This window comes from Halomonas sp. AOP43-A1-21 (assembly GCF_052376775.1).
In the GTDB taxonomy this organism is placed as follows: domain Bacteria; phylum Pseudomonadota; class Gammaproteobacteria; order Pseudomonadales; family Halomonadaceae; genus Vreelandella; species Vreelandella colorata.
The window spans coordinates 39,728-52,911 of sequence record NZ_JBQSWC010000021.1 but is presented as its reverse complement, the minus strand read 5'-3'; the positions used below and the strand labels follow the sequence as shown (position 1 = coordinate 52,911).

The following is a 13,184-nucleotide window of genomic DNA, read 5'->3' as shown; positions in this document are numbered from 1 at the left end:
CCATGGCAGCTTCCATAAATACCCACAACGACACGCCTCAAGCACTGATAGAGGCGTATGAAGGGTTACTGGTTCATGTGACTCTAATGCACGAACTGGCTAGCGCTGAACAGTGGGTAGAGCTGATTGAGCAGCGTACATATTATGTCAAACGGGTAGAAATGCTGCGTGAGCTTGACAGTACCGTGATATTAGATGAGGCCGATAAGCTACGTAAAGCAGAGCTGCTTGAGCGTATTTTGGAGTTTGATGTGGAAATTCGTCGTCGGCTAGTGGCAAGGCGTGATGAGCTAGGCAAACTGATCGGCGTATCTCAGCGCCAGCGTGATTTACACCGCGCCTATGCACCTCAGCAAGGTGTCACTGAAAATCATCGTTCTGATGATGAAGAGGCCGCGACGTGAGCGGTATCACGCCGCTCATCGATACACTATTGCATCAGGTATTGGGGCGGCAGGGTGAGGTGTCGTTGCAGCGTGCTTTAAGTGAGCCCGTTAAGCCTGTTTCTTCTGGCGAAGGCCCGCGTCCTATACAGGGCGACTCAGATCTTGATGGGCGCCCTCCTGCCGCGTTAAATGATTTAAGGCGCATGCCTGGCTCCTTAGGTGGAGAGCGGCAATTTACCCCCGGCGAACCGCAAGGAACTGCGCCAGGGTCAACCCAAACACATTTTAGCCCGGCTGCCCGCAGCATCGCGGATGTTTTGTTGCGCTTTCCAGCTCCCCCCGCTGTTATACGGCCGCCGTCGCCTTTAGTAACGCTACAAGGCTCGCCAGCGGCCAGTGAAGTGGCAGGTCGACTGGAAGCCAGCGTACGTGATAGTGGCTTGTTTTATGAATCCCATTTAAAGCGCTGGTTTCAAGGCGATATGTCTCGGCAGCAGTTAATGCGTGAGCCGCAAATGCAGCCTGGGCCACGCCCCTTGATGGTGCCACTCGCCACTCAGCCTTTATTGCCAAGTGTACCGTTTTTGGCCAATGCTGAGTCCTTGGCATCGCGTACCAATGCGCTGATAACGCCCGGTAGCGCCTTGGTATATGTGCCAAACGATAAAGCCATCGTGGAGCGTTCGGTAATGCCCAGCGCAGCTCCAGCGCAAAGTAATTTTCCTGCTGCGCCCGACGTCAGTAACACTCCATCACGTGAAATAATCGCTTATGAGCGTGAAATAGAGCATATGAAGCATCGCGGACACCGCGATATTGTTCATGAGAGTTTACAAAGCCTGGTGCGCCAGCAGTTAGATATGTTGGTAATGCCTGCGGTGCGTTGGGAAGGTGACGTGTGGGCCGGTATTTTTATGGCATTGGTCATTCATCTGCCAACCCACGATAAAACGCAGGAAAATCAACAGGAAAATAGCGATCCTGATGAGGGTTGGCGTTCCGAAATGCAGTTAGAAGTGCCTAACGTGGGAGCATTTAGTGTCTCTTTGTGGTTTTATCGGGCGGTGCTAAGCATTGACTTAACAACGGCCGATAAAGCCACCCACCATCATCTTGAAAAAGATATACCCGCTCTAGAGCGGCGTTTGGGCGCTTTGGATTTGGAAAAAGTTCAAGTGCGTGCGCGGTACATGCCGCTGGAGAGCAGCCATGACCGTGCCGGATGAGCGTCGGCGTCAAGCCGTGGCACTTGCCTATCAGGAAAATGAGCGTGCGCCGCGGGTGGTGGCAAAAGGCTATGGCGAGCTTGCTGAGCGTATTATGGCCGAAGCTCAACGTCAGGGAATTTATGTGCATGATGCGCCTGAAATCGTTGCGCTGTTGATGCAACTAGATTTAGACACTGAAATACCACCTCGGCTTTACCAGGTGGTCGCAGAGTTACTGGTATGGGTGTTTGAGTTATCCGAAGAGAGCTTAAAACGCCGCGACTAAGCCAAGTAGCCAATCCAGATAGAGTGTGCAACCATGATGTTGAGTAAGGAAAAAGTCATCAAGGCGCCCGTATAATGGTTACAAGATAGCGCCTGCGCCGTTCGATGGAACACTATGAGCCACACTAATTTTCTCGACGAAATTCAAGAAATAAACTTAGCCTATTTGCTTCTCGCGCAGCGTTTGATCAGTGAAGACCGTGAGGCTGCACTGTTTCGTTTGAAGATAGATAGTGATGTTGCTGACCTGCTGTCTTCACTAAGCGCGCGCCAACTAACAAAATTGGCACGCACCAATCAGTTGGTGTGTCGGTTTAGCCAGACGAGTGCAAAGCGGCTGCGGCAAGTCACGGAGAACCCGCGTGATCAAGGGCTCGCAGGCTTACATGCGTCACTGCTATTGGCCTGCGATACGTTTGAATCATTGCCAGCAGGAGATGAGGAGTGAGTCAGAAGAGCTTGGTCGATGAAATGCACCAAGTGCAGCTGGCAATAGAGCTGATTGAACTGGGTGCTCGTCTACAGGTGCTGGAAACGGAAACTGAATTAAGCCGTACACGCCTGATTAAACTTTATAAAGAAGTATGCGGGATGTCGCCACCCAAGGGCATGCTGCCTTTTTCGACAGACTGGTTTATTACATGGTTACCCAACGTCCATTCTTCGCTTTTTTATAATATCTACGCAAGTCTGCTTAGAGATACCAGTTGCGAAAGGATCGATGCATTCGTAAAAGCCTACCGGCTTTATGATGAACAAATGATATTGGAAGGTGCCGAGCCTGTGCTGGGCCTGACGCGTGCCTGGACGTTAGTGCGCTTTTTTGAAAGCGATTTGCTGCAGCTAAATACGTGCACACGGTGTAGAGGTCGTTTCGTTGCACATGCCCATAGCCCGGCACATGACTATATATGTGGTATTTGTCAACCGCCTTCCAGAGCGGGGAAAACGCGTAAATCGCAGCTTGCTCAGAAGGAAAAGAATAATCCTACAGATGCCTCGTAGAGCGTTTGTCGAGCAGACCCTTAATGCATAGATAGCGGTGAAATGCGGCGGTACTTTTTAATTAAACTGCACGTTAGCCCTAGTATGATGAGACCAATTTTGCGTTTGAGCTGGAACAATACCTAACCATCGGAACAGATGGATGAATTTTAGTTCCCTTACTTAATACTGACACACCGCAAGGACTCTGCTTGTGCTGATACTTCTAGGCTATGTAGTCGTTTTGTTATGCGTATTTGGTGGCTATGTGCTGGCTGGTGGCAGCCTTGGCCCTTTATACCAGCCACTTGAGCTAGTCATTATTGGCGGAGCTGGCGTGGGTGCTTTTATTGCGGCTAACAACATAAAAGCCATTAAAGCCACATTCAAACTGTTGCCCAGGCTCAAGGGAGCAAAAAAATATAACAAAGCGTTCTACATGGAAGTCATGGCAATGCAGTACAAGCTATTGTCAAAAATTCGTCGTGAAGGGATGTTGGGAATAGAGCGCGATATTGACAACCCTCAAGAAAGTCCTCTTTTTCAAGAGCACCCCACCGTATTGGCTGACCCTCATGTGATGACGTTCTTGACGGATTATCTGCGCTTGATGGTGAGTGGTGGTATGGAACCGATGGAAATTGATGAGCTGATGCTGCACGAAATCGAAGTATTTGAACAAGAGGCTCATGTCCCCGTCGATGCGATTGCAAAAGTGGGCGATGCCATGCCCGCCTTCGGCATCGTGGCGGCAGTAATGGGGGTCATCAAGGCATTGACCTATGCGGATGCCACTGCGCAACAGATGGGTGAAATGATTGCCCACGCGCTGGTGGGAACCTTCCTGGGTATTTTGTTGGGTTACGGCTTTATTAACCCCATTGCCAGCTTCGCCGGTCGGCAAGCCCAGGAAGCAGAAAAGATGATGCAATGCATTCGGATAACATTATTGGCAAGTTTGCACGGCTACGCACCTCAGCTGGCCGTTGAGTTTGGCCGTAAAGCGCTGTATACCGCCGAGCGTCCAACTTTTTTCGAGCTTGAAGAGTATGTGAAAAATGCCAGGAAGGGCGGTACTGCATGAGTAAGGGCGGTGAAAAGCGCCCGATTATTATCCGGCGTAAAAAGGTGGTGCATGCGCATCACGGCGGCGCCTGGAAAATTGCTCTAGCGGATTTCATGACCGCGCTGATGGCGCTGTTCCTGGTAATGTGGATTTTAAGTGTCTCCAGTGAAGAAACGCGGCGCGGCGTGGCAGAATATTTCAGTACGCCACTGGTGACGGCGATCACTGGTGGTGATCAATCAGGCAGTACCAGGGTTATTCCTGGCGGTGGCCCGGACCCGACACACAGTGATGGTGAAAGAGCGCGCATCGATACCATGCAGCAGACCCGGCCAAGCATGCAGGAGCGACGTTTCTTCACCGATCTACAGGAGCGCATCGAACGCGCAATTGAGGCAGACCCCGAGCTGCGTCAGCTACGCAGGCAAATGCGCTTTGATTTAACCCGTGAAGGGCTTCGTATCCAATTGCTGGATACCGAGCAACGCCCAATGTTTGAGTTGGGCAGTGATCAGGTAGCCCCGTATATGCGCAATTTACTGCGTACTATTGCGCCGTTGCTTAACGAATTGCCTAACGATCTTAGTATTAGTGGACATACCGATAACGTGCCCTATGCCGGAGGATATCGGGGTTATAGCAACTGGGAACTCTCTAATGATCGTGCCAATGCCTCACGCCGCGAGCTGGTAACCGGGGGGCTTGATCCTGATCAACTGCTGCGCGTATCAGGCTTTGCTAACCGTGTCGTGTTACCCGATACGGATCCTCGGGATCCGGTTAATCGCCGTATTGAACTTGTCGTCTTGCTACCCGAAATCGCAGAGGCGATTCGCAACCCGGGAACGATGAGTTCTGATGCCACGCTGCCTGCTTCTGCGGATGACCTGGTCGAAGACTTAACGCAAGAGCCCCTGCCGACAAATGCGTCGGATTAGCGTTGGCTTGTGACAAAAATATGACGTTAGAGTGGAGTGGTGCATGGATATAGCGGATTTTTTTGACACCTTTTTTGAAGAGGCTGAAGAGTTGCTTGCTGATATGGAGCAGCACTTGCTGGAGCTCAATGTCGATAATCCCGACATTGAGCAGCTAAACGCTATTTTCCGCGCGGCGCACTCGATCAAAGGTGGAGCAGGTACCTTCGGCTTTAGCGTGCTACAAAAGACAACGCATATACTCGAAAATCTGCTGGATCATGCACGTAAAGGGGAGCTTGTACTGCGTGCCGAGCTCGTGGATACCTTTTTAGAGGCTAAAGACATCATGCATGAGCAACTCGATGCCTATCGCAACGAGGAAGCGCCCAATCAAGAGGCGTACGAAAGAATTTGCCAAGTATTACAGCAGATAGCTCTGGAAGAAATTGGTCAAACATTGGATGCGCCGGTGGAGGCAGCGGCACCTGCACCGGTCGTCCAGGCTGAAGAACCAGCGAAAGCCTCAGCCGGTCAAAACCAGCTGATTGTCGCCCTGCTTAATGTGGTTGAAAAAGAGCGTACGTTGCTGGTTGAAGAGCTTGAGCAGCTGGGCGATGTTCAGTCGCAGTCTGGCGATGAGAAATGTTACGAAGTCATACTGAGTGGCGATGTCAGCGCTGACGATATTGAAGCCGTCATGTGTTTCATCATTGAACCAGAGCAGATTGAGATTCGTGTAGCGAGTGGTGCCCCTGCAACTGCTCCAGAGGAGGCTAAAAGCACGCCGCCGCCTGCTCCAGTAACACCGGAGCCTGCAACACCTGAGCCAGAAGCTGCGCGCCCACCTGCAGAGGCCAAAAAGGCACCCGATAGCAGTACTAAGTCGAAAAAGGCGGCCGCCGAGTCCTCTTCCATTCGCGTTTCGGTGGATAAAGTCGACCAGATTATCAATCTGGTGGGCGAGCTAATCATTACCCAATCGATGCTTGATCAAACGGTTAGCGATTTGGACGATCAGTCGGTGGGCAACAGCTCGCTTCAAAATGGCATGAGCCTTTTGCAGCGTAATGCCCGAGACTTGCAAGAAGCGGTCATGTCTATCCGCATGATTCCCATGGAATTCGTGTTTAGCCGTTTTCCGCGCGTTGTACGCGATACCGCGGGCAAGCTGGGTAAAGAGATAGAGCTGGTGACCGAGGGTAAGTCCACGGAGCTTGATAAGAGCCTGGTTGAGCGGATTACCGACCCCTTAACTCACCTGGTACGTAATAGCCTTGATCACGGCATTGAAATGCCGGATAAGCGCGAAGCGCTTGGCAAGCCCCGTATTGGCAAGCTCGTACTTTCTGCTCGCCATCAGGGCGGTAACATCCTGATTGAGGTGCGCGATGATGGCGCCGGAATGGATCGTGAGCGACTGCTAGCCAAGGCACGTGAAAATGGCCTTAGCGTCTCCGACACCATGAGTGACGAAGACGTTTACCAGCTTATTTTTGCGCCAGGTTTTTCAACCGCTGAGGCCGTGACCGACGTCTCCGGACGTGGTGTGGGCATGGATGTGGTTAAACGTAATATTCAGGGGATGGGCGGTCGTGTTGAGATCCAGTCCAAACAAGGCGAAGGCACCAACACGCGGATCGTGCTGCCGTTAACGCTTGCGATACTGGATGGCATGTCGATTAAGGTCGGTGGGGAGACGTTTATTCTGCCGCTTTCTACCGTGCTTGAGTCGTTACAGCCAACCAAAGGCGAGATGTACGCGATGGCCGGAGACGACGTTGTCTTAAAGGTGCGCGACGAATACCTGCCTGTTATTGCGGTTCATGAAGTTCTGGATGTAGAAAACGCTATTACGGATCCTACCCAGAGTATCGCGGTCATTGTGCAGGGCGAAGGGCGTCGTTATGCCATGCTGGTTGATGAACTGGTTGGGCAGCAGCAGGTAGTGGTGAAAAACCTTGAAGACAATTACCGCAAGGTGCCGGGGATTTCGGCGGCAACCATCCTGGGGGATGGCAGCGTAGCGCTAATTTTGGATATCACAGGACTGCATCGCTTGAGCAGGGTCAAGAAAGAAGCGAGCAAAGTGATTAATAATCAACCTATCTCTTTTTATAAGGAGGCTGAGCCGTCATGAGTCAGGTAAATAATGAGCCGGTTCTCGCCGCTGATGAAGCGGAAAACCGTGAGTTTTTAGTATTTTCATTAGGCGAAGAAGAGTACGCCATTGATATTTTGAAGGTGCAGGAGATTCGCGGTTACGAAAATGTAACGCGTATTGCCAATGCGCCTGACTTTATTAAAGGAGTTACCAATCTGCGCGGCGTGATTGTGCCGATTGTGGATCTGCGTATCAAATTCCATCTTGAAAACGTGGAGTACGGTGGCCAGACCGTGGTGATTGTGGTTAACGTCGCCGATCGCGTCGTGGGTATAGTGGTCGATGGCGTTTCTGACGTCATGACGTTAAACCCTGAGCAAATTAAACCGGCGCCTGAATTTGGCGTCACCCTGTCGTCTGATTTCCTGAGCGGTCTTGGCAGCCTGGATGACCGCATGCTGGTACTTGTCGATATCGATAAGCTGCTTACCAGTGAAGAGATGGCATTGGTGGATAGCACCAGCAATCGTTAAGGCGACTGCCGCTACTTTGTACTAAAAAGGCCACACGGAACGTGTCTTTCCAAGTTGAACGGCCCCTCTAGCGCCAAGGAATGCGCCTGCGAGTGACGTTGTGTTTGGAGAAAACATTGTGACACAGCTAATGCGGCAGATGTTGGGAAACATGACCGTGCGGCTCAGTTGGGGGCTGGTGCTTGCTTCCTTTTCGTTACTGGTGATTGTGGCCTGTGGCATCGGTTTTTATGCCCTTCAGCATGGCGCAGCCATCATACAGGCCGCCAGTGACGGCAACGTTCAACAGGCAGAGTTCTCGGACTTTACCGGCCGCATTCGCTGGGCGCTCATTGCCATTGTGGTGATCACAGTGACGACCGTCGTGGTGGTGATTTGGGGCGTGACGGTCAATGTACTTAAGCCACTGGATCGTTTGGTTGGCTATTTCGAACGCATGGCGCAGGGCGATTTAAGCCAGCAGATCTCGGCACCGGGCAATAATGAAATAGGCCGGCTATACGTTGCGATGGCGCATATGCAGGCTTCTTTATCAGAAACAGTGAGCGTTGTGCGTGGCAGTGGGTCGTCCATTTATGCGCGCTCTCAACAGATTGCCAGCGGTAATAACGACCTCTCCTCACGTACTGAACAGCAGGCTTCTTCGCTTGAAGAGACCGCCTCCAGTATGGAACAGCTTGCCTCAACGGTGGGCCACAATGCCGATAACGCACGTCAGGCTAGCCAGCTTGCGCAAAACGCTACGTTAACAGCGAGGCGAAGCGGTGAAGAAGTGAGCGGTATTGTTGAAACCATGCAGGATATCAATGCCAGCTCTCAACAAGTGGCCGATATCATCACGCTGATTGATAATATCGCGTTTCAAACCAATATCCTGGCGCTTAACGCATCGGTAGAGGCTGCCCGCGCGGGTGAGCATGGCAAGGGGTTTGCTGTGGTCGCTCAGGAAGTGCGTAGCCTGGCCAGCCGCAGCGCTAACGCGGCGAAGGAGATTCGTACGCTCATTGATACCTCGCTGGGTAAAGTAGAGACCGGCACGCAGCGGGTCAATCAGGCAGGTGAGACCATGCAAGCGCTGGTTGATGCAGTGCAGCGGGTCAGCGATATCATGGATGAAATTGCTGCAGCCTCCGAAGAGCAGAGCAACGGTATTGCTCAGGTTAATCAAGCGGTTGCACAAATGGACCAAGTGGTTCAGCAAAATGCCCAGCTTGTTCAGCATGCCGCTCATAACGCCAATGAGCTTGAAGATGAAGCGGCGCGGTTAAGAAATACCGTTGAGCGTTTTCAGGTTGCTCATAACCCAACGCCTGTATCCGCCTCATCCACGGCGGGGCCTGTCGAGTCCGTCACTTCCAAGCCTCTTTCTATCGGCACTGCTTCAAGAAAGGTGGAAACAGAAGCCTGGGAAGCATTTTAATAGCAAACGCTATAAACAACGATAGTTTAAGAACTGAACAATAAGGCCCCTAAATGCGCAATAACCAACCCATTTCGCAGCGTGAAGTCGAGCTAAAAGAAGACGATTTTCTGGTCTCTCGTACGGATTTAAAAGGTCGTATTACGTACACGAACCCGACATTTATTGAGATAAGTGGCTACACGCATGACGAGTTGATAGGTGCTCCGCATAACCTGGTTCGCCATCCGGATATGCCGCCTGCCGCGTTTGATAATTTGTGGAAAACCGTACAGAACGGGGATACCTGGCGTGGGTTGGTTAAAAATCGCTGTAAAAATGGTGATCACTACTGGGTGGACGCCAGCTTAACGCCAATCATTGAAAATGAGCAGGTGGTGGGTTACGCCTCGGTGCGCGTTCAAGCCTCACGTGAGGCCATAAAGCATGCTGAACAGGCTTATGCTGAGATACGGGAAGGACGTAACAAGCATTTCTACCTGGATAAAGGGCGTCTGCGACAGCGTGGTGTCGGCCAGTGGCTGAAAAGGATTCAGTTGAATACCATCCGCGCCAAACTGGTTGGCATGATTGTGGTCGCTGCGGCGTTGCTGTTGATTAGCGGGGGCTTGGGTCTTTACGGTCTTAACGCGTCAAGTGAGCGGCTTGAGAGGCTTAATAGCGATGGTTTGCGCGACGTCGTCAGGCTGCAACAAATTGACCAAATGATCGCCAATACGCGCCAGGGAATGATTGAACCAGAGCGTATGGAGTTGATCAATCAGCGTTTTGAAATAGGTGAAACCATTGAGCAGCGTGCTGAAGAAGTAGCCACCGTATGGCAGGGCTATTACACCCGTGCGGTCAATAACACGCCGCTTGCCAGTGCGTTTAACGATCAACTTCAGGCCTTTCTTGAGGAGGGAATGGGTCAGGCGGCCCGTGTGCTGCAAGCCGAAGAGACCTACCAAGCGTTTACTGGGCTGGACGCCGTCATCAGCGTCATGTCTGATGAGGGGCGGGCACTTTCTGAAAGCGTGAATCAGCTCATTGAGCAAAAACAGCAAGCGGCTGAACAAATGGCGGTTGATGCCCAGCACGCGCAAAACACCATTATCGCAACGCAAGCGGTGGTGCTGGGGGTTGGGTTGGCGCTGCTGATAGCGATTGGTTGGTTAACCTTCCGCGCAATTATACGTCCCCTAAAGGGCGCATCACGTTTTACGCTGCAAATCGCGGGCGGTAACCTGGCGGCTTCCGCGCCCAAGCGTCAGCACGATGAAGTGGGCCAGCTACTTGATGGGCTTAATGCCATGTGTAAAAGCTTAAGCAGCATTATTGGCGACGTAAAAGGCGGGATAGATATCGTAACGCCTGCCGCACAAGATATTGCGACAGGTAATGAAGCGCTCTCTTCACGTACCGAGCAACAGGCTGCTTCGCTACAGCAAACGGCCTCCAGTATGGAAGAGATGACGGCTACCGTACGTCAGAATAGCGACAACGCTCAAGAAGCCCGCCGACTCGCCGATAATAACTCTACTCGGGTTTCTCAAACGGGCGAGCTAATGGCGCAGTTGGTAGACAATATGCAACGCATTACCCAAAGCTCTCAAAAGATGGCCGATATCATCAATACCATCGACTCGATAGCTTTCCAAACCAACATCCTGGCGCTGAATGCCTCGGTGGAGGCGGCGCGCGCCGGCGAACATGGGCGTGGCTTTGCCGTGGTGGCCGAAGAAGTGCGTAATTTAGCCGGACGAAGCGCCGGCGCTGCCCAGGAAATTCGAGGGTTGATTGACGGTTCTAACAAGGAAGTCAATGCGGGCGCTGGGCTGGTTGAAAAAGCAGAAGCCGCGATCAGTGAGGTCGCTGAGGCGGCACGCAGTATTACCAATATCATGCACGAAATTTCGGCAGCCTCTGAAGAGCAAAGCAGTGGTATTGCCGAGGTAAATCAGGCGGTGGCTGAGATGGATCAGGCAACGCAGCAAAATGCCGTACGTGTTCAGGAAACCGCACGCGCCGCCGTTGCGTTAGAGCAGCAAGCAAGCCTGCTCGCGCTATCGGTTGAAGCCGTTCGGCTTAACCAGAAGAGCCCAGAACGCCCTGTTGCCTTGGCGAACACGTTACCTGCTAAACAAGCAACAACGCTTGCCAGCCCCACAGCGCGCAACAAAGTAGCCGCGCCTGCTGTGCAGCGACAAGCGACACCTGTAGAGGAATGGGAAGAATTTTGAGCGAACAACGCGAACTAGGTGTCGACGCCAATCAGTGGGCGTCTAGTCATCAGATTGAACGAGATCTGATGCTCACGGATGCGGATTTCTTACGAATACGAGAGCTTATTTACCAGCGTGCTGGCATCGTGTTGGCCGAGCATAAACGCGAGATGGTTTATAGCCGGTTAGCCAAGCGCCTTCGACATCATGGTTTGACACGTTTTAGCGATTACTTATTGCGCCTGGAGCGTCAGCCTGATGCAAAAGAGTGGGAGGCGTTTACCAATGCGCTGACCACTAATCTGACCGCGTTTTTTCGCGAGGCGCACCATTTTCCCCTATTGGCAGAGCATCTTCGCCATAAGCAGAGCCCGGTCACTATTTGGTGTTCGGCCGCTTCAACGGGTGAAGAGCCCTATTCACTGGCCATGACGCTTTTGGAAACCCTGGGGCCCAAAGCGGCGCAGGCGAAAATCGTTGCCACCGATATCGATACCGATGCCCTAAGCCGCGCGCGCGCCGGTATTTATCCACAAGAGCAGGTGCGCAAGTTAGATGAAGCCCGTGTGAAACGCTTTTTTCAGAAGGGTACAGGGCAGCAACAGGGGCTCGCTCGTGTGCGCCCGGAAGTTTCCGAGCTGGTTGAGTTTATGCCTCTTAATCTGCTGTCGACACAGTGGCCGATTAAAGGCCCGTTTGATGCCATTTTTTGTCGAAATATCATGATCTATTTCGATAAAGAGACGCAGGCAAAGATTCTTAAGCGGTTTGCGCCCCTTATGAAGCCGGATGGCCTGCTGTTTGCCGGTCACTCTGAAAACTTTTCGTATATTAGTGATGCGTTCAAGCTGCGGGGCCAGACGGTATACACGCGGGCTTAATGGAACCATTTTCGTGTTTTTTATACGCCTAATGCGTGGTTATCCGTGCAAACAAGGCAGCATACCCGGCATTAACTGCAAAGGAGGCGTGCATTGAGCGCTGCCAAGATCAAAGTATTGTGTGTCGATGACTCGGCGCTGATTCGTGATTTGTTAACCGAAATTATCAACTCGCAGCCGGACATGGAAGTGGTTGCCGTGGCGCCTGATCCACTGGTTGCCAGGGATTTAATTAAGCAACACAACCCTGATGTGCTAACACTTGACGTTGAAATGCCGCGCATGGATGGGCTCGATTTTCTGGAACGCCTGATGCGCCTGCGGCCCATGCCGGTCTTGATGGTGTCATCGCTCACGCAAAGCGGTTCGGAAATTACGCTGCGTGCACTTGAGCTTGGCGCGCTGGACTTTGTGGCCAAACCAAGCCTGGGTATTCGGCATGGCATGATGGAGTACGCCAATGAAATCGCCGAAAAGCTGCGTGCGGCCGCACGTTCACGGCCGCGTCAGGCGCGCCATAAAAATGCTCCACCGCCTGCACAGTTAAAAGCGCCGTTAGTCTCAAGCGAAAAACTGATTATCATCGGAGCATCCACGGGCGGCACGGAAGCCATCCGTGCGGTATTAGAGCCGTTGCCTGCCAACTCCCCTGCCATTTTGATCACCCAGCATATGCCGGGGGGGTTTACGCGCTCGTTTGCCGAGCGCCTGGATCGGTTGTGTCGAATAACCGTCAAAGAGGCGACTGATGGTGAACGTGTGCTGCCGGGCCACGCCTACATTGCCCCTGGCGACCAGCACTTAAAGCTCGTACGCAGCGGAGCAAACTATGTGGCACGTCTGGACAGCGGGCCACCGGTCAACCGGCATCGGCCATCCGTCGATGTGCTGTTTCATTCCGCCGCGGAACAGGCTGGGCGTAACGCCATCGGGGTGATTCTGACCGGCATGGGCAAAGATGGGGCTGTGGGGCTTTTGGAAATGCGTCAGGCTGGCGCTCCTACCATTGCGCAAAACGAGGCAACCTGTGTGGTTTTTGGGATGCCCCGTGAAGCCATTGCCGTAGGTGGCGCGGTGGAAGCTGCTGCACTCGATGACATTCCCGCTCGGCTGATGGCGATGGTGGCCGCCTCTGGGCGATCTCAGCGAGTATAAAAACTTGTTACATAACAATGCTGGCTTAGGGGAATGAACTA

13 protein-coding genes are annotated in these 13,184 nt (G+C 52.5%); all 13 read left to right on the top strand.

Translation table 11 applies throughout. The features are described 5' to 3' along the window. Positions 1-2: 2 nt before the first annotated feature. The 13 genes from fliT to ACT3R7_RS12765 all read left to right on the top strand — a co-directional run bounded on the left by fliT (position 3) and on the right by ACT3R7_RS12765 (position 13,143). Positions 3-404, top strand: a complete 402-nt coding sequence (gene fliT / locus ACT3R7_RS12825; protein ID WP_496199235.1) for a flagellar protein FliT — start codon at positions 3-5, stop codon at positions 402-404. Next, positions 401-1,612 (top strand): flagellar hook-length control protein FliK, encoded by a 1,212-nt coding sequence (locus ACT3R7_RS12820; RefSeq protein ID WP_192536442.1) that lies wholly within the window; start codon positions 401-403, stop codon positions 1,610-1,612. Before fliT ends, ACT3R7_RS12820 begins: the two co-directional genes overlap by 4 nt. Next, complete coding sequence (locus tag ACT3R7_RS12815; protein WP_018917795.1) at positions 1,596-1,880, top strand: EscU/YscU/HrcU family type III secretion system export apparatus switch protein; 285 nt, start codon at positions 1,596-1,598, stop codon at positions 1,878-1,880. Before ACT3R7_RS12820 ends, ACT3R7_RS12815 begins: the two co-directional genes overlap by 17 nt. A gap of 114 nt (positions 1,881-1,994) precedes the next feature. Next, a complete protein-coding gene (gene flhD / locus ACT3R7_RS12810) occupies positions 1,995-2,327 on the top strand; it encodes a flagellar transcriptional regulator FlhD (protein WP_018917794.1) in 333 nt (110 codons plus the stop codon). Next, complete coding sequence (gene flhC / locus ACT3R7_RS12805; RefSeq protein WP_192536443.1) at positions 2,324-2,884, top strand: flagellar transcriptional regulator FlhC; 561 nt, start codon at positions 2,324-2,326, stop codon at positions 2,882-2,884. The genes flhD and flhC overlap by 4 nt, the downstream gene beginning before the upstream one ends. Positions 2,885-3,077: 193 nt before the next feature. Then, positions 3,078-3,947, top strand: a complete 870-nt coding sequence (gene motA, locus ACT3R7_RS12800; RefSeq protein ID WP_192536444.1) for a flagellar motor stator protein MotA — start codon at positions 3,078-3,080, stop codon at positions 3,945-3,947. Beyond that, positions 3,944-4,867, top strand: a complete 924-nt coding sequence (gene motB / locus ACT3R7_RS12795; RefSeq protein ID WP_087109056.1) for a flagellar motor protein MotB — start codon at positions 3,944-3,946, stop codon at positions 4,865-4,867. Before motA ends, motB begins: the two co-directional genes overlap by 4 nt. A 43-nt stretch (positions 4,868-4,910) precedes the next feature. Then, positions 4,911-6,986 carry a chemotaxis protein CheA gene (gene cheA / locus ACT3R7_RS12790; protein WP_496199234.1) on the top strand — a complete coding sequence of 692 codons (2,076 nt, stop codon included), beginning with the start codon at positions 4,911-4,913 and terminating at the stop codon, positions 6,984-6,986. Beyond that, positions 6,983-7,483, top strand: coding sequence for a chemotaxis protein CheW (gene cheW, locus ACT3R7_RS12785; RefSeq protein ID WP_496199233.1), 501 nt, complete (start codon positions 6,983-6,985; stop codon positions 7,481-7,483). Before cheA ends, cheW begins: the two co-directional genes overlap by 4 nt. Positions 7,484-7,613: 130 nt before the next feature. Continuing rightward, positions 7,614-8,903, top strand: a complete 1,290-nt coding sequence (locus ACT3R7_RS12780) for a methyl-accepting chemotaxis protein (protein ID WP_496199239.1) — start codon at positions 7,614-7,616, stop codon at positions 8,901-8,903. Positions 8,904-8,956: 53 nt separating this feature from the next. Continuing rightward, positions 8,957-11,125: a methyl-accepting chemotaxis protein gene (locus ACT3R7_RS12775; RefSeq protein WP_496199232.1), complete on the top strand. Its 2,169-nt coding sequence runs from the start codon at positions 8,957-8,959 to the stop codon at positions 11,123-11,125. Further along, positions 11,122-11,988 (top strand): CheR family methyltransferase, encoded by an 867-nt coding sequence (locus ACT3R7_RS12770; RefSeq protein ID WP_192536449.1) that lies wholly within the window; start codon positions 11,122-11,124, stop codon positions 11,986-11,988. The genes ACT3R7_RS12775 and ACT3R7_RS12770 overlap by 4 nt, the downstream gene beginning before the upstream one ends. 93 nt (positions 11,989-12,081) lie before the next feature. Further along, positions 12,082-13,143: a protein-glutamate methylesterase/protein-glutamine glutaminase gene (locus ACT3R7_RS12765; protein WP_193091482.1), complete on the top strand. Its 1,062-nt coding sequence runs from the start codon at positions 12,082-12,084 to the stop codon at positions 13,141-13,143. The last annotated feature ends 41 nt before the right edge of the window (positions 13,144-13,184 follow it).